Origin of the sequence: Planococcus sp. CP5-4_YE, from assembly GCF_019042655.1 — a bacterium.
Taxonomy (GTDB): Bacteria; Bacillota; Bacilli; order Bacillales_A; family Planococcaceae; genus Planococcus.
The window spans coordinates 219696-236680 of record NZ_JAHPZO010000003.1 but is presented as its reverse complement, the minus strand read 5'-3'; the positions used below and the strand labels follow the sequence as shown (position 1 = coordinate 236680).

Below are 16985 nucleotides of genomic sequence, written 5' to 3'. Positions count from 1 at the left end.
ATGGCCTCACATGCCACAATTTTTATCGAATAAGCGGCTTATCCTGCTGTTGATCGGCGTCATCCTGCTCGTCGCTTTGATTTCCTTGACGCTCCGGGACCGCGGCCAAGTGTCGCTGCCCGAACAGATTGTCAAGGAAGCGGTAGGCGCCGGGCAATCGGTATTTTCACGGCCCGCACATTTTGTGACCGGTGTTTTTGACAATATCGACTCGCTGATCAACACATTTGAAGAAAACCGCCTGCTGAAAGCGCGCCTTGAAGAATTCGCGGGCGTGCAGGCAGAAGTGACCGATCTTCGTTCCGAAAACGAGGAACTGAAAGAACTCGTCGGCAAAGAAGAAGATTTACGTGAATACAACCCGATCCAAGCGGTCGTCATCGCCCGCAACCCGGATCAATGGGAAGAAAAAATTATCTTGAACCGTGGGACCAATCACGGCGTCAAGGAAAATATGGCCGTCATGACCGCCGGCGGCTTGATCGGCAAAGTGACAATTGTTACTCCGACTACATCGACGGTGGAACTGGTAACGACGCAAAACCCGAACTACCGCGTATCGGCGATGGTGCTCGGCGAGGATGATGTGTTCGGGTTGATTGAAGGCTACGATGCTGAGCGCCGTGAGCTGTTGCTCAAGCGCATCGATTTCTCGGTCGACTTGAAAGAAGGCGACCAAGTCGTCTCGAGCGGGCTCGGCGGCATCTTCCCGAAAGGCATCGTCATCGGGGAAATCACTGAAGTGACAATCGATGAATTCGGCTTGACGAAATTGGCGTACGTCAAACCAGCAGCTGACTTCTCGATGCTCAATCACGTCGTCATTGCAGACCGTCTCGCGCCGGAAGTCGACGGGGAAGATAATGGCATGACAGAAGACGAGGAAGAGGAATCATGATCCGCTTCCTCGTGCCCATCGTCTGCCTCGTGCTGTTTTTCGTCGAACCGATCTTCGGGCTGTTCTCGCCGCTGTCGATCAGCGGCTCACTGTATTACGTTGTCCCGCGTTTCCTCATTTTATTCCTGATTTTCCTGACTGTTTTCTATGAACTGCGTCATGCGTTGTTTTACGGTTTGTTCTTCGGCCTCTTGTATGATGTCTTTTACATTGATATTATTGGATTATATTCTTTTCTGTATCCGGCCGTCTGCCTGATCGCCGCGTACTTTTTCAAAAAGATTCCACAAAATCTGCTGTCGGCGACGCTGCTGGCACTTGGTCTCCTTATCGCGATGGAAGTGGCACTTTACCTGTTCTTCCTATTGATCGGCTTGACCGACGCGCCAGCCGGGACGTTTTTAACATCCAGATTGTGGCCGACCTTAATCGCCAACGCCCTGTACCTAGGATTGCTTGGCTGGGTGTTCAGGTCGATGATGGTCACGCAAGATCCACAGCGTGGCACTAAGTTCGGGTTATATTAATGAAAGCGCAGGTGACAGGTTTTTTGAAAAATATCGTGAATATCAAAGGAACGAACAAAGGGCTTCTCATCCAGCTCAATGATATGGCCTCCTATACGGAAATCCTTGATGAGCTGAAGAAGAAAGTATCCGATCCTGCGCTCGAAGGGGACGCGGAAGTACAGATCCAATTGGCAAAGCGCCATTACAGCAAAGCCCAATTGGAAGAAATCAAGAAAGTCATCCACGATAATTCGAAGATGAAAGTGATCGGCACAAAATGCGATGTCGTCACCGTCGAAGAATGCAATCGGATGATCGCTGAGCGCCAGTCGGAAACTTATGTCGGCATCGTCCGTTCAGGGCAAGTCATCAAGGCAAAAGGCGACCTCGTCGTTATCGGCGATGTGAACCAGAACGGCCGCATCGAAGCGGGCGGTAATGTCTATGTGCTTGGGCGCCTCAAAGGATTTGCCCACGCAGGCGCAAGCGGCAATAAGGAAGCGGTCATCGCCGCATCTTGGCTTGAAGCGACGCACCTGAAGATTGCTGATGAACTCGAGACGATGACTGATGAACTCGACAGCTTATCGGAGCAGCCTGAAATGGAATGTGCTTATTTACATACCAGCGGCAAAATCATCATCGACCGTTTGCAGGAACTGAGATTCCTGCGGCCGCAAATTTCTACGTTTAAAGGAGGAAGCTAGTGTGGGAGAAGCTATCGTAATTACATCAGGCAAAGGAGGCGTCGGCAAAACGACGTCTACTGCGAACCTCGGCACTGCATTGGCTCTTCAAGGCAAAAAAGTGTGCTTGATCGATACTGATATCGGGCTTCGCAACCTGGATGTTATTTTAGGCCTCGAGAACCGCATCATCTACGATTTGATCGATGTGCTCGAAGGCCGTTGCAAAATCCATCAGGCGCTTGTCAAAGACAAGCGCTTCGAAGATAAATTATTCCTGCTTCCGGCAGCACAGACGGCCGATAAAAACGACGTCAACCCGGAGCAGATGAAAGAATTGATCGAAGGGATGAAAGCGGACTACGATTTCATCATCATCGACTGCCCAGCCGGCATCGAACAAGGCTATAAAAACGCTGTCGCCGGTGCAGATCGCGCGATCGTCATCACGACTCCGGAAATCTCCGCAGTGCGCGATGCTGACCGCATTATCGGTTTACTGGAGCTCGAGGAAAATCTCGAAGCGCCAAAACTCATCATCAACCGCATCCGCTCGCATTTGATGGAAGCGGGAGACGCACTCGATGTCAATGAGATCACGACGCATTTATCGATCGACTTGCTCGGTATCGTACCGGATGACGAACGTGTCATTTCGAGTTCGAACAAAGGCGAACCAGTCGTCATGGACCCATCGAACCCAGCAGCACTTGGCTACCGCAACATCGCACGCCGCCTGCTAGGTGAATCGGTTCCGCTCATGACCATGGACAAGCCAAAACCTGGCATGTTCGGCAAACTCAAATCCATTTTCTCAAGCAAATAATATTCAATAGTAGAAACGCCACTGCTTTTGCGGTGGCGTTTTTGTTTTGAAAGGTTTTTTCAGGAAGGTTTCTCTCCAGGCGGAAGCTTGCCGGAGGGCTCGCATTGAGCCGCTTCGTCGCTACGCTCCTGCAAGGTCTCAATTGTCTCGCTATTCCTCCCGGCGTCACCGCCTTACGCTTCACTATGTTTTAAGATGAAATAGATAAAGAGTTGCTCTTCAGTGTTAGCCAGCTATTTAGATAAATATATATGTATATTCAACAATTAAAATCTGTTCAAGTTTTTAATAGTTCGAATAGGAATTGGTTACTAACTGTTGGGTTTTCTTCAACAGGATTTTTATCGGATAAAAGCAGCATTGTGAGAGATGTTATAACTTTTTAGAAGGTTTGCTCTATCTTTCCGTCAAGACGCCATAATCTAAGGATTAACTTCTTCTCCTCTCCAAGGAAGCGATTCCCCCAATAGCCGGCAATTAATTATAGAGCAGAACTGCTTAAGCAAACATAAACCAATGAAATCTCTCAGCCGACCAGCGCTAAGGGTGAGCCGAAGCAATGAGACAGATGCTCTTTCTGGCTCATTGTGAGAGGCCAACCCAAAGCCGGGAGGCAAAATTCTATAATGACGCAAACTCGAACACTGGATTTATCGTCGCACAATTCATCTTGCAAATCACAAACCCTGACAGGGAAGCGATTCCCCCGCTAGCCGGCAACTAACTATAAAAGCAGAACTGTTTAAACAAACATGAACCAATGAAATCTCTCAGCCGACCAGCGCTAAGGGTGAGCCGAAGCAATGAGACAGATGCTCTTTCTGGCTCATTGTGAGAGGTCAACCCAAAGCCGGGAGGCGACACTCCACAATCATGTAAACTCGAACACAAACAATATCACTACACTCTTCATTCCCAAAACCACAAGCTAGTAAAGAAGCGATATTTCATTCCTTTAACTACAATCCCAAAAATGAAAAGCACACATCACCAACTCTTTTCAGTTCTCTGTTGACGCGAGTCTCTCTCGCATGATATTATTCTAATGTTATGTTTGTAGCGCACCCGTGCTACAACCGCTCGAACCAGGTTGTTAAGCATCGCAAGATCACCTGGAGAGGCGAGTCTTAGTCTAAGAGGAGGTGCAAGGATATGTACGCAATTATTGAAACTGGTGGAAAACAAATCAAAGTGGAAGCTGGCCAAGAGATCTACGTTGAGAAAGTGAACGCAGAAGCTGGCGACACAGTAACATTTGACAGAGTTCTATTTGTAGGTGGAGACGATACTAAAGTGGGTGTTCCTTTCGTAGAAGGAGCAACTGTTACAGCGAAAGTTGAAAAACAGGGCCGCGGCAAGAAAATCACTGTCTTCAAATACAAAGCGAAAAAGAACTATCACAAAAAACAAGGTCATCGTCAGCCATTCACGAAATTGACTGTTGATGCAATCAACCTGTAAAAATGATCCGGGTGACTATTCATCAAACCGGCAGCTACATTAAAGGCTTTGAAATGTCGGGGCATGCGGATTTTGCCGAACATGGCAAGGATCTGGTATGCGCTGGGGCTTCCGCTGTTTCCTTCGGGGCAGTGAACGCCATTATGGAGCTGACGGGAATTGAACCGGACATCGAACAGGCGGATAGCGGTTTTTTGAAAATCGCCTTTCCGGAGAACATGGACAAAAAGACGGATGAGCAGGTTCAACTGCTGGTACGCGCTATGATCATTTCTCTGGAAACGATTGAACATGATTATGCAGACTTTATAAAAATAACCTTCACAGCTTAGGAGGTGGGACATATGTTGAAATTAAATCTTCAGTTTTTTGCATCCAAAAAAGGTGTTGGTTCAACGAAGAACGGTCGTGATTCGGAATCAAAACGCCTTGGCGCAAAACGCGCTGACGGACAAATCGTAACTGGCGGATCTATTCTTTACCGTCAACGCGGTACGAAAATCTATCCAGGCGAGAACGTTGGACGCGGCGGAGATGACACACTTTTCGCGAAAATCGACGGAACAGTACGCTTTGAGCGCTACGGCCGCGATAAGAAAAAAGTGAGCGTCTACCCGGTTGCTCAGGAAGCTTAATAAAAAACGAAAAGGGCTGCTTTCGCAGTCCTTTTTCTTTTGAAACAAGAGATATGCCAAAACCCGCGCCGGGAAATCCGGCCGGAAACTTGGTATACTGGTTTAAAGTGTGTGAAAAGGAAGTGCATTATGGACGACAGGCTAACGGTGGCACAATCGCTTCGGCATGCGCGCCATGATTTTATGAATGAGCTGCAGATGATCAAATTGAATCTGGATTTGGGGCGCACAGATAGAGCCCAGGCGCTCATTCGTACGTATGCCGAAGCGGCTATGCACCAAAGCCGGCTGTCGGCTCTCTCTATGCCCGAAACGGAAGAGTGGCTATTGACGGCTGGCTGGCGTTTTCCGGAATTGCGCCTCGCGGTTTTTTGTGAAGCGAAGCGGGCGCCGCGTGAGTTGGATGCGGCACTCTGCAGCTGGCTCGAGATATTTGCGGAGACTGTAAAACAAGCGTTTTCCGACGCTTGGCCATATCCGGTAGAGCTGCACATAATGGAAGCGGACGGCCGGTTTTCACTGGAGCTTTCTGGTCCCGGAGACTGGTCGTCACTGATTTTGGATACACCGCAATTAGCAATTGGTAAAGCGTGCGGATCGGATCGCTCGAGAGTTGAGATCCACGCACAGATGGAGGGATAATATGTTTGTCGATCACGTAAAAGTATATGTAAAAGGTGGAGACGGCGGGGATGGCATGGTAGCATTCCGGCGCGAAAAATACGTACCGAATGGCGGGCCAGCCGGCGGTGACGGAGGAAAAGGCGCTGATATCGTCTTCCAAGTCGATGAAGGCTTGCGCACATTGATGGATTTCCGTTTCAAACGGATCTTTAAAGCCGAACGCGGAACGCATGGCATGAGCAAAAATCAGCACGGTGCCAAAGCGCATGACACCATCATCAAAGTTCCGCCGGGCACTGTCGTGAAAGACTCAGAAACTGGTGAAACGATTGCCGATTTGGTCGAAGAAGGACAATCGGCCGTTATCGCACGCGGTGGGCGCGGCGGACGCGGAAACTCGCGTTTTGCGACGCCTCAAAACCCGGCTCCTGAACTTTCGGAAAAGGGTGAACCGGGCTTAGAGCGCAACGTCATCTTGGAATTGAAAGTATTGGCGGATGTCGGCCTGGTCGGCTTCCCAAGTGTCGGAAAATCGACGCTATTGTCGGTCGTTACTGCGGCTAAACCGAAAATTGGCGCGTATCATTTCACGACGATCGTCCCGAATCTCGGTATGGTCCAAACAGAAGACCAGCGCAGCTTCGTCATGGCTGATTTGCCAGGATTGATTGAAGGCGCACACGAAGGAATCGGCCTTGGCCATCAATTCCTGCGCCATATTGAACGGACGCGCGTTATTGTCCACATCATCGATATGTCGGGCATGGAAGGCCGCGATCCTTATGAGGATTATGTGACCATCAACGAAGAATTAAAGCAATACAATATGCGCTTGACTGAACGCCCGCAATTGATTGTAGCGAACAAGATGGACATGCCGGATGCGGAAGAAAACCTGGAAGAGTTTCGCAAGAAATTGCCGGAAGACGCAAAAGTGTTCCCGATTTCCGCATTGTCGAGAAAAGGCTTGAACAATCTGATGTTTGCGGTAGCCGACTTGCTTGAAGTGACGCCTGAATTCCCGATGGAAGACGAGGCAGATCCGGATGCAGCGGATACGGTTCTTTACAAGCACGAATTGCAAGGCGACGGATTCGATATTTCACGCGACCCGGATGGTGCTTTTGTCCTTTCCGGTTACGCAATCGAGCGGATGTTCAAGATGACCGACTTCTCTCGTGAAGATTCGATTCGCCGATTCGCCCGCCAAATGCGCGGCATGGGCATTGATGATGCTCTTCGCGAGCGCGGGGCAGAAAACGGCGACACGGTCCGTTTGCTTGAATTTGAGTTCGAATTCACCGACTGATGCGGAGGGTACTTGAATGAAGGATATTTCGGAACAACGCTATTACCTGGTGCGGGAAGATGTACTGACGGAAGCGATGGTCAAAACGCTGGAAGTAAAAAAACTGCTTCAGCGAGACCGCATGTCCATTTTGGATGCGGTCGCACAGACCGGTTTATCGCGCTCGGCATTCTATAAATACCGTGACGCGGTTTTTCCGTTTCATTCCATCGTCAAAGAGCGAATCTTGACGGTTTTCCTGCAATTGGAAGATCGTTCCGGAACTCTTGCGACTTTGCTGCAAGCTGTTGCGGAAATGGGCTGCAATATTTTAACCATTCACCAGACCATTCCGATTCAAGGGCGTGCGAACGTTACCTTGTCTTTGGATGTGACGGCAATGGATGTCGATTTAGACATGTTCTTGCAACAATTAAAAAAACTCGACTTTGTTGAGTCGGCCGATGTGGTATCGAGCGGTTCGTCATAAATGTAGGGGGGGATGAGTCCATGACCAGAGAGAAAAAGAGAATTTCGTTTTTAGGCCCAGAAGCGTCGTTTACGCATTTGGCAGCCTCTAAGGTATTCCCAACAGAACAGCTAATGCCGTATACGACCATTCCCGAATGCATTGAAGCGGTCGCGGATGGCACGGTCGATTATGCGGTTGTTCCGCTGGAAAATGCGCTTGAAGGTTCTGTGCCGCTGACGGTAGATTATTTGTTCCACGAAGCGGAGCTCTATGTGACGGCGGAAGTGCTGTCGCCGATCGAGCAGCATTTGTTGGTCCATCCGGAAAACCGCGGTGCGGAATCGTTCGAAGCGATTTATTCGCATCCGCATGCCTTGGCGCAATGCCATAAATTCCTTTACTACACCTATAAGCACACGCCGCTTGAGCAATACAGCTCAACAGCGGCGGCTGCTAAAATGGTGGCGGAATTACCGGAGCGTAATATTGCGGCGATCGCCAATGATTACGCAGCGGAAAAATACGGACTGGACATTGTACAGCGCGACATTCACGATTTCCATTTCAACCACACGCGCTTTTTCGTGTTGTCGAGAAGCAATCATAAATTGACCGATCCCGGGCACGAAGCGCAGATCAAGACGACCTTGATGATTACGCCGCCAAAAGACGACCGGTCTGGTGTTTTGCACCAGGTATTGTCGGTTTTTGCTTGGCGTCAATTGAACTTGTCGAAGATCGAATCGAGGCCTTTGAAGACGGGGCTCGGCAATTATTTCTTTATCGCCGACGTGTTGGAAGACGAAAATGCAGCGATGATGCGTGGCGCATTTGAAGAGCTCACGGCTCTCGGTTGCGGTGTTAAGACGCTCGGTTCCTACTATACGTACAATTCATAAGTAGCAAGCATGCAAAAATCCCCGGACGCCCTAGTGGCATCCGGGGATTTTTCTTATTCGGCTTCTTCGAGCAAGTAGCCGTACTGCTTCATTGCTTCGACGGCGTTTGCAAGTGTTTCAGGAAGATCTGCTGTAATGGTGTGGATATGCGTGCCTTCGGTCAGCTCGAGCAGGTAACTGGCACCGGTATCGCGTATGCGCTGCATGAACAGATCGACATCAAGTGGTGTCGAGACGTGAATCCCAGCCGTCAGTTCGCCGTAGACAGGATGTTCGATCGAAACATCTTTGACCGTGACGCCTGAGTAGACCAATAACCGCAGCTCGGCTTCTGTTTCTTCTGGCTTATGATTGCAGGCGATGCGCCGGCTCACTTGTTTATTGCCGGTCGGGTCTAAATATAAATAACCTTGGCTTGTTGCGATGATCGGTTCGCCTTTTGCTTTCAATAAGGTCATGTCGCCGACTACCACTTGCCGTGACACTTGCGCGAGTTTTGCCAGTTCGCTGCCAGTCATCGGCCGACCTGCCTGCTTCAGCTCATCCAATAAAACATTGCGGCGCTCTTCGCCATATAATTTTTTCATGAAAACCCTCCGTTGCTCCATATTGCGATACTTCATTTTAACATAAAGAGAAACTTCAATCAGCGGGGAGCTCCTCCATCCCCGCTGTTATAAAGCAGAACATAGTCTAAGAGCGCCGCGTCCTGCGGCAACGCCTATGTAACCGACATCCTGTCGGCCCGATCCAATCGGACTTTTACGGCCTGTGGGATTTCGCTTGGTGAAGCGAAAGCCTTACAGACCGTTAAAGCGGGATAAAGAGAAACTTCAATCAGCGGGGAGCTCTTTTGGCGCATCGCAATGTCTAGCCGAAGCGGATAGCTTTCTTCGTAGGAGCGGCCGGAATATGGTATAATCAATAGGTTGAAAATGAAAGGGCGAGTGCAATGTACGATTACATAAAAGGGCAAGTCACCCGTGTGACGCCTGAATATTTGGTAGTGGAGCAGCAAGGTGTCGGCTGGCAGATCTTTGCCCCGAACCCGTATTCATTCGGATCGGATGAACTGCAGATCTTTGTGCATCATCACGTGCGGGAAGACGCACAATTCCTCTTCGGCTTTCCGACGCTCGAGCAGCGGGAATTGTTCCGTAAGCTCATCAGCGTCTCGGGCATCGGCCCTAAAGGTGCGCTTGCGATTTTGGCATCGGGCCAGCCGCAGTTCGTCATCGAAGCGATCGAGCAGGAAGACGAGAAGTATTTGGTGAAATTCCCTGGCGTCGGCAAGAAAACCGCCCGCCAGATGATCTTGGACTTGAAAGGCAAGCTGACCGATTTCTTCGGGGAATCCTACGCGGAAGCCGGCCAGCCGGACTTGTTCGGCGGCGACGAATCGGAACTCGAGGAAGCGATGCTTGCACTTGGGGCGCTCGGCTATTCGGAACGTGAGATCACGAAAGTGAAGCCTCAACTCAAGGGCCTCGAGCTCGACACGGAAGGCTATATGAAAAAAGCTCTTCAACTATTATTGAAGCAAACTTAACGGGGAGGCGAACGCCATGGAAGAACGCATCATTGACGGCGAAGTTTCGGAATTTGATGAGCGCTTTGAGCAATCGTTGCGGCCACAGCGTTTGTCGCAATATATCGGCCAGCAGAAAGTAAAGCACAATCTGGAGATTTTCATCGAAGCGGCGAAAATGCGCAATGAATCGCTTGACCATGTATTGCTTTACGGGCCGCCGGGTCTCGGGAAAACGACGCTAGCGACCGTCATCGCCAATGAAATGGAAGTCGGCGTGAAGATGACATCAGGCCCTGCGATTGAACGGCCCGGTGATTTGGCGGCGATCGTTTCATCACTCGAGCCGGGAGATGTATTGTTCATCGATGAGATTCACCGCTTGAACCGCTCGATCGAAGAAGTGCTGTATCCGGCGATGGAAGATTTCTGTCTCGATATCGTTGTCGGCAAAGGCCCGACTGCGCGCTCCGTGCGGCTCGATTTGCCGCCGTTCACGTTGATTGGGGCGACGACGCGTGCAGGGGCATTGTCAGCTCCGCTGCGTGACCGTTTCGGCGTGTTATCAAGGCTCGAGTATTACGACACGGAAGCCTTGACGGATATCGTCGAGCGCAGCGCCGCCTTGTTCGAAGCGGATATCGACCCGCACGCGGCTATTGAAATCGCACGCCGTTCCCGTGGAACCCCGCGTATCGCGAACCGATTGCTAAAGCGTGTGCGCGATTATGCGATGGTGCGCGGCAATGGATCGATCACGACCGATATGGCAGAACAAGCTCTCGAGATGCTTCAAGTCGACCCGCTCGGTCTTGATCATATCGACCATAAGCTACTCACCGGCATGATTAGCCGTTTTCGCGGCGGGCCTGTCGGCGTGGATACGATCGCCGCAAGCATCGGCGAGGAATCGACGACCATTGAAGATGTCTACGAACCGTATTTATTGCAAATCGGCTTTATTCAACGGACGCCAAGAGGGCGCATGGTGACGCCTCTTGCTTACGAACACTTTAAAATGGAGATGCCTGAATGACTAAACTTACAAACGAACAGCAATTAAATGTAAATGACTTTGATTTTGAATTGCCGGAGGAATTGATCGCGCAAACGCCGCTTCTCGACCGGACCTCTAGCCGCTTACTTGTGATGGATAAAGAGACAGGCGCGGTCGAGCACAAGCATTTCCGCGACATCCTCGGCCATTTGCATGCAGGCGATACGCTCGTATTGAACGATACCCGCGTGCTGCCGGCGCGCCTCATGGGCACGAAGGAAGAGACCGGTGCGAACATCGAAGTGCTGCTGTTGAAGCAGACCGAAGAAGACGTGTGGGAAACGCTCGTCAAACCAGCCAAGAAAGTGAAAATCGGCACCGTTGTATCGTTCGGCGGCGGCTTGTTGCGCGCGGAATGTACGGGCGTCTTGGATCACGGAGGCCGTCACTTCAAATTTATCTATGACGGGATTTTCTATGAGATTCTCGACCAATTGGGCGAAATGCCATTGCCGCCTTATATCCGCGAAAAGCTGGAAGACCAGGACCGTTACCAGACGGTGTTCGCGAAAGAGCGGGGCAGTGCCGCAGCGCCGACTGCCGGACTGCATTTTACCGATGAATTACTCGCTGAAATCCGCAATAAAGGCGTCAATATCACATTCATCACCTTGCACGTCGGGCTTGGCACATTCCGCCCGGTATCGGTGGAATCGATTGAAGACCATGAAATGCACGCAGAATTTTACCGCATCACGAAAGAAACCGCGGATTTGATCAATGCAACGAAACAGCAAGGTGGCCGCGTCATTTCCGTCGGCACCACGTCGACGCGCACGCTCGAGTCAGTCGCGAAAAAATTCGGCGGCAAATTACAGGAAGACAATGGCTGGACGGATATCTTCATTTACCCGGGCTATCGTTTTGAAGCCGTAGACGGACTCATCACCAACTTCCATTTGCCGAAATCTACGCTCGTCATGCTCGTCAGCGCCATGTCGAACCGTGACGCGATCTTGAATGCTTATGATGAAGCTGTTCAAGAGCGCTACCGCTTTTTCAGTTTCGGCGACGCGATGTTTATTGAACCACAGAAAAAGGAGACCAACTCATGACCCATGCAGTAACGTACGAACACATCAAAACATGTAAACAAACAGGCGCACGCCTCGGCATCGTCCACACACCGCACGGCTCTTTTGAAACGCCGGCTTTCATGCCGGTTGGCACACAAGCGACTGTCAAGACGATGAGCCCGGAAGAATTGAAAGCGATGAACGCCGGCATCATCTTAAGCAACACATACCATTTGTGGCTGCGCCCAGGCAATGATGTCATCAAAGAAGCAGGCGGCTTGCATAAATTCATGAACTGGGACCGCCCGATTTTGACCGATTCTGGCGGATTCCAAGTGTTCTCACTTAGTGAGTTCCGCAATATCAAAGAGGAAGGCGTCCATTTCCGCAACCATATGAACGGCGATAAATTGTTCTTGAGCCCGGAAAAAGCGATGCAAATCCAGAATGACCTCGGCTCCGACATCATGATGGCGTTTGACGAATGCCCGCCATACCCGGCGACGCATGACTACATGAAATCCAGTGTCGAACGCACATCGCGCTGGGCGGAACGTTGCTTAGAAGCACATGAACGCCCGCATGATCAAGGTTTGTTTGGCATCATCCAAGGCGGCGAATACGAAGACCTGCGCCGCCAAAGCGCAGAAGATCTCGTCGCGCTCGACTTCCCGGGTTACGCAATCGGGGGCTTGTCGGTCGGTGAACCGAAAGATGTCATGAACCGTGCGCTCGAATTCACGACGCCGTTCATGCCGTTTGATAAGCCGCGTTATTTGATGGGCGTCGGCTCGCCCGATTCCTTGATCGATGGCGCAATCCGCGGCATCGATATGTTCGACTGCGTATTGCCGACGCGCATCGCACGCAACGGTACACTTATGACGAGTGAAGGCCGTCTGAATTTGAAAAATGCTAAGTTCAAGCGCGATTTCACGCCAATCGATGAGAAATGTACATGCTATACGTGCACGAATTATACGCGCGCCTATGTGCATCATTTATTGCGTGCCGATGAAACCTTCGGAATTCGCCTTACGAGTTATCATAACCTGCATTTTCTGTTAAACTTAATGGAACAGGTGCGTCAAGCGATCCGCGAAGACCGCCTGGGAGATTTCCGCGAAGAATTTTTTGAAGCGTACGGATTCAATAAGCCGAATGCAAAAAATTTCTGAGTTCGAAAACGATAGAGAACACGAAAGGGGGAAATTGAACAATGGAAACATTAATTGCGTTATCACCTTTACTATTGATGTTCTTGCTGATGTGGCTCTTCATCATCCGCCCGGCGCAAAAACGCCAAAAAACGACAGCTAATATGCAGTCGGAATTGAAGCGTGGGGATCGCATCGTGACGATCGGCGGCTTGCATGGCCAAGTCGACGCAGTAGACGACTCAACGATCTATATCACGGTAGCTGACGGCACGCGCATGCAGTTCGAGCGCCAAGCAATCGCCCGCATCGTAGAATAAGCAACCGCAAAAACCGTCTTCCTTTCGGGAGGCGTTTTTTTCGTCCATTTGGAAATTCACTATACTCTAACTGAACAAAGCTATTTATAGCCTTTATAAGAACAATATTATGCAAAATAAATGAAGCTGTGGATTAAGTAGCCTATTTTGGTTTGTTTCCTCTCTACTGTATATACTCAAGTGAAAGAGCGGAAAGCGTCCGCCTGGAGCGATTTCATTAACTTGTTTTAACCAAAATAAATTAAACAATTTTCCAAAAATTTTCATGCATTTGTTCTAAAATTTCCATCTGGGAGTTACAATGGAAACAGAACTGCAGAAAGGAGAACCGACATGATGAGCTATCCGGAAAAATACGAGCAAGTGCTGCCGGCATTGGAGAGCAAATGCAGCGAATTCACGTATTTGCAATACGAAACATTCACCCCGGAAGCGTTGTGGGATTATTGCCTGAAAAAAGCGTGGAAAAAGAAGAAAGTCGAAGACATGCGCTTGCATGAGATGGTGTCGAATATTATGGATCTGACGGCTTCCGATTTTGTTGCTTACCATCAGGTGGAGGGCTTTAAAACCGCAAACTTTTTCTCGGAAGACAGCATGGAGGACCTGCAGCAGCTTCTTCGTCCGGCGCGCCAGAAACCGCGTGGGATTTGACACCTTTTGGCACGTCACCGATAATGTAAGTGCTGTGTTCTATATTGAGGAGGAACTATACATATGAAAGCAAGATCTCGCATCATCGCCTTTTTCCTGCTGGTATTCATGCTTGTTGGCCTGATTGGCACGACCAGCCTGCCGATCGCCAAAGACATCAATCTCGGGCTTGATCTGCAGGGCGGATTTGAAGTTCTTTATCAAGTCGAACCGCTAGAAGGCAGTGAGAAAGAAATTACAGAAGAAGTCGTCTCTGATACGACAGATGCGTTGAGAAGCCGCATCGATGTGCTTGGTGTCAGTGAACCGAGCATTCAAATCGAAAGCGGCAACCGGATACGCGTCCAATTGGCGGGCGTTGAAGACCAATCATCCGCCCGTGAGCTGCTTTCAACAGAAGCGAATTTATCGTTCCGCGATGCGAATGACAATGTCATGTTGTCGGGAGATGACCTCACGCAAGGCGGTGCGACGGCTACTTTCAACCAGGAAGGTCAGCCGATCGTTACACTTGAGTTGAATGAACCGGGTAAATTCGCCGAAGTGACTGGCGAAATCGCTCAAATGCCAGCGCCGGATAATGTTCTGGTCATCTGGCTCGATTTTGAAGAAGGCGTTGATTCCTATCAGGAAGAACGCCTGAAAGCGGATCCGAAATTCGTTTCCGACCCGCGCGTTTCACAGCGCATCAATTCACCAAGCGTTGAAATCTCCGGATCCTTTACAGTTGAGGAAACGCAGAATTTGGCTGGTATTTTGAACGCTGGGGCGCTTCCAGTGAAACTTACAGAAGTGTATTCGACATCAGTCGGGGCACAATTTGGTGAACAAGCGCTAGACCAGACGACATTTGCTGCTGGAATCGGCATCGCGGCTGTTCTCATCTTCATGCTGTTGTTCTACCGTTTCCCAGGCGCGATTGCAGTCATCACGCTTTCCGCTTATGTCTATTTGATCCTTGTGATCTTCCAGTGGATTGGCGGGGTGCTAACTTTACCGGGTATCGCAGCAATCATGCTCGGCGTCGGGATGGCAGTGGATGCCAATATCATCACCTATGAGCGCATACGCGAGGAGCTGCGAACAGGCCAGTCCGTGCGGGATGCGTTCCGTGCCGGTGCCAGATCATCGTTTTCTGCGATCATTGACGCCAATATCACGACGCTTCTCGCTGCTGCCGTGTTGTTCTATTTCGGCACAAGTTCCGTTAAAGGTTTTGCGACGATGCTGATCATTTCCATTCTCGCAAGCTTCCTGACGGCTGTATGGGGTTCTCGCCTCATGCTCGGACTCTGGGTCTGGAGCGGATTCCTGGACAATAAGCCAGGATGGTTCGGCTTATCTAAAAACAAGATCCACACGAAAGAAGAAGACCTTCACATCACGGATTTGTCGACGCCATACGACCGCTTTGATTTTGCCGGCAACCGCCGCAAATTCTTCGCTGCCTCGCTTGCGCTCATCTTGTCAGGTATGGTCGTGCTGTCGATTTTCCAATTGAATTTGGGAATCGATTTCTCCAGCGGTACACGCGTTGAAATCACTTCTGAATCTTCATTAACAAAAGATGAAGTGGAGAACTTCGTGGAAAGTGCGGGCTACCCGTCTGACGATATCGTCATGGCAGGGGAAGGTTCTTCCATCGGCGTCGTCCGATATGTCGATGATTTCAGTCAAACAGAAATTGAAGAATTGAAATCTGCGGCTATAGACGAATACGGCATCGAACCGAACGTTTCGACCGTATCGCCGACCGTCGGCATCGAGCTTGCAAAGAATGCACTATATGCTCTTGCCATTGCGGCAATCGGCATCATCATCTATGTGGCGTTCCGCTTTGAATGGCGCATGGGTGTGGCATCAATCGTTGCACTGTTGCATGACACGTTCTTCATCGTTGCTGCATTCAGCATTCTGCGGCTCGAGGTGGATATCACCTTTATTGCCGCCGTCTTGACCATTATCGGTTATTCCATCAACGATACGATTGTCACGTTTGACCGGATCCGCGAAAACATGCGCCGCGTTAAAAAAGTCGAGACAGTGGAGCAATTGGAGAAGATCGTTAATACTTCCCTCCGCCAAACCTTGACGCGTTCGATCAATACCGTCATGACGGTATTCCTTGTCGTGCTGGCTCTCCTGATCTTCGGCGCTGCATCGATTACGAATTTCTCGATCGCCTTATTGATCGGCTTGATCGCTGGAACGTATTCGTCAATCTTCATCGCAGCCCAGCTATGGCTCGTATTGAAAAAACGCGAGTTGAATAAGAAAGGTCCGATCGATATCGAGAAGAAAGAACAAGAGTCCAAATGGGGCTCTGACGAACCAGTCGTATAAGTTTAATAGGACAAAGGGACAGGGTATAGAATAATGATACCTTGTCCCTTTTTGTATGAAAGGGGGAAAGGTGTACACAGTTTTCATTAAGAAAGGATGGTTCACATGAAATTGCAATGGCTCTTATTGCTCGGTCTTGTTTTTGCTATCATCATCGCAGTATTTGCAGTATTTAATGTCGATAACGTGCCGGTCAATTATGTGTTCGGCGAATCACAATGGCCGTTGATCCTGGTCATTCTCGTGTCCGCATTGCTCGGCTTCCTGCTTTCGAGTATTCTCGCCATGACACGTAATTACCAATTGAAGCGTAAAGTGAAGACTCTTCAAAAAGAAGTGGCGGTCAAGGAATCGCTTATCGCCACGCAACAGAACGAAATCGCTGAATACCAGCGCGCAGGCGTCACGCCTGATCCAATGGTCGTCACCGGAGAAGAACGGACGCATGATGCGGACGAGTCGCTCCGTTCTCAGCCAAAGCGCGAAGAATTTGGGATCGACGATACACAGGACCGCCGTCCGGACACGCGCCGCGACGAATTGTAGAAAAATGAACCTTTCGGCGCTTAGCCGAAAGGTTTTTGTCTGCCCGCTGATGTTGTATAATGTACG

20 protein-coding genes and 1 other annotated feature are annotated in these 16985 nt (G+C 49.9%); of the genes, 19 read left to right on the top strand and 1 reads right to left on the bottom strand.

Going from position 1 to position 16985, the window contains the following annotated elements:
- Positions 1–10 precede the first annotated feature (10 nt).
- From mreC to pheA, 11 genes are all read left to right on the top strand, one after another.
- Positions 11–898 (top strand): rod shape-determining protein MreC, encoded by an 888-nt coding sequence (mreC, locus tag KTG14_RS05585; protein WP_216970003.1) that lies wholly within the window; start codon positions 11–13, stop codon positions 896–898.
- Entirely contained in the window at positions 895–1425 is a 531-nt protein-coding gene (gene mreD / locus KTG14_RS05580) for a rod shape-determining protein MreD (protein WP_216970002.1), read from the top strand. Before mreC ends, mreD begins: the two co-directional genes overlap by 4 nt.
- Entirely contained in the window at positions 1425–2114 is a 690-nt protein-coding gene (gene minC, locus KTG14_RS05575) for a septum site-determining protein MinC (protein WP_216970001.1), read from the top strand. Before mreD ends, minC begins: the two co-directional genes overlap by 1 nt.
- Position 2115: 1 nt before the next feature.
- Positions 2116–2919 (top strand): septum site-determining protein MinD, encoded by an 804-nt coding sequence (gene minD, locus KTG14_RS05570; RefSeq protein ID WP_216970000.1) that lies wholly within the window; start codon positions 2116–2118, stop codon positions 2917–2919.
- 1064 nt (positions 2920–3983) lie between these two features.
- Positions 3984–4057 (top strand) — a sequence feature (ribosomal protein L21 leader region).
- Positions 4058–4071: 14 nt separating this feature from the next.
- On the top strand, positions 4072–4380 hold the full coding sequence (rplU, locus tag KTG14_RS05565; RefSeq protein WP_058380995.1) for a 50S ribosomal protein L21: 309 nt from the start codon (positions 4072–4074) through the stop codon (positions 4378–4380).
- Positions 4381–4382: 2 nt separating this feature from the next.
- Positions 4383–4712 carry a ribosomal-processing cysteine protease Prp gene (locus tag KTG14_RS05560; protein ID WP_216969999.1) on the top strand — a complete coding sequence of 110 codons (330 nt, stop codon included), beginning with the start codon at positions 4383–4385 and terminating at the stop codon, positions 4710–4712.
- 12 nt (positions 4713–4724) lie between these two features.
- Positions 4725–5015, top strand: coding sequence for a 50S ribosomal protein L27 (rpmA, locus tag KTG14_RS05555; RefSeq protein WP_068461850.1), 291 nt, complete (start codon positions 4725–4727; stop codon positions 5013–5015).
- A gap of 129 nt (positions 5016–5144) precedes the next feature.
- Complete coding sequence (locus KTG14_RS05550; RefSeq protein ID WP_216969998.1) at positions 5145–5657, top strand: Spo0B domain-containing protein; 513 nt, start codon at positions 5145–5147, stop codon at positions 5655–5657.
- Position 5658: 1 nt separating this feature from the next.
- Positions 5659–6948 (top strand): GTPase ObgE, encoded by a 1290-nt coding sequence (obgE, locus tag KTG14_RS05545; protein ID WP_216969997.1) that lies wholly within the window; start codon positions 5659–5661, stop codon positions 6946–6948.
- 16 nt (positions 6949–6964) lie between these two features.
- Positions 6965–7417 carry an ACT domain-containing protein gene (locus KTG14_RS05540; RefSeq protein ID WP_068868964.1) on the top strand — a complete coding sequence of 151 codons (453 nt, stop codon included), beginning with the start codon at positions 6965–6967 and terminating at the stop codon, positions 7415–7417.
- A gap of 20 nt (positions 7418–7437) precedes the next feature.
- Positions 7438–8298, top strand: coding sequence for a prephenate dehydratase (pheA, locus tag KTG14_RS05535; RefSeq protein ID WP_216969996.1), 861 nt, complete (start codon positions 7438–7440; stop codon positions 8296–8298).
- 53 nt (positions 8299–8351) lie between these two features.
- Here pheA and KTG14_RS05530 read toward each other — a convergent pair whose 3' ends face one another.
- The gene (locus KTG14_RS05530) at positions 8352–8885 is read right to left on the bottom strand and encodes a transcription repressor NadR (RefSeq protein WP_374939893.1); all 534 of its coding nucleotides are present in this window, start codon (positions 8883–8885) and stop codon (positions 8352–8354) included.
- A 365-nt stretch (positions 8886–9250) separates the two neighbouring features.
- Here KTG14_RS05530 and ruvA point away from each other — a divergent pair, with 365 nt between their 5' ends.
- From ruvA to KTG14_RS05490, 8 genes are all read left to right on the top strand, one after another.
- Positions 9251–9847 (top strand): Holliday junction branch migration protein RuvA, encoded by a 597-nt coding sequence (gene ruvA / locus KTG14_RS05525; RefSeq protein WP_058380987.1) that lies wholly within the window; start codon positions 9251–9253, stop codon positions 9845–9847.
- 16 nt (positions 9848–9863) lie between these two features.
- Positions 9864–10862: a Holliday junction branch migration DNA helicase RuvB gene (gene ruvB / locus KTG14_RS05520; protein ID WP_216969994.1), complete on the top strand. Its 999-nt coding sequence runs from the start codon at positions 9864–9866 to the stop codon at positions 10860–10862.
- Complete coding sequence (queA, locus tag KTG14_RS05515) at positions 10859–11938, top strand: tRNA preQ1(34) S-adenosylmethionine ribosyltransferase-isomerase QueA (RefSeq protein ID WP_216969993.1); 1080 nt, start codon at positions 10859–10861, stop codon at positions 11936–11938. Before ruvB ends, queA begins: the two co-directional genes overlap by 4 nt.
- Positions 11935–13077, top strand: coding sequence for a tRNA guanosine(34) transglycosylase Tgt (gene tgt, locus KTG14_RS05510; protein ID WP_216969992.1), 1143 nt, complete (start codon positions 11935–11937; stop codon positions 13075–13077). Before queA ends, tgt begins: the two co-directional genes overlap by 4 nt.
- Positions 13078–13118: 41 nt before the next feature.
- The gene (gene yajC / locus KTG14_RS05505; protein ID WP_058380984.1) at positions 13119–13376 is read left to right on the top strand and encodes a preprotein translocase subunit YajC; all 258 of its coding nucleotides are present in this window, start codon (positions 13119–13121) and stop codon (positions 13374–13376) included.
- A gap of 333 nt (positions 13377–13709) precedes the next feature.
- Positions 13710–14030 (top strand): post-transcriptional regulator, encoded by a 321-nt coding sequence (locus KTG14_RS05500; protein WP_216969991.1) that lies wholly within the window; start codon positions 13710–13712, stop codon positions 14028–14030.
- Positions 14031–14093: 63 nt separating this feature from the next.
- Positions 14094–16373 (top strand): protein translocase subunit SecDF, encoded by a 2280-nt coding sequence (gene secDF, locus KTG14_RS05495; protein WP_216969990.1) that lies wholly within the window; start codon positions 14094–14096, stop codon positions 16371–16373.
- A 105-nt stretch (positions 16374–16478) separates the two neighbouring features.
- A complete protein-coding gene (locus tag KTG14_RS05490) occupies positions 16479–16919 on the top strand; it encodes a LapA family protein (RefSeq protein ID WP_216969989.1) in 441 nt (146 codons plus the stop codon).
- Positions 16920–16985: the final 66 nt, after the last annotated feature.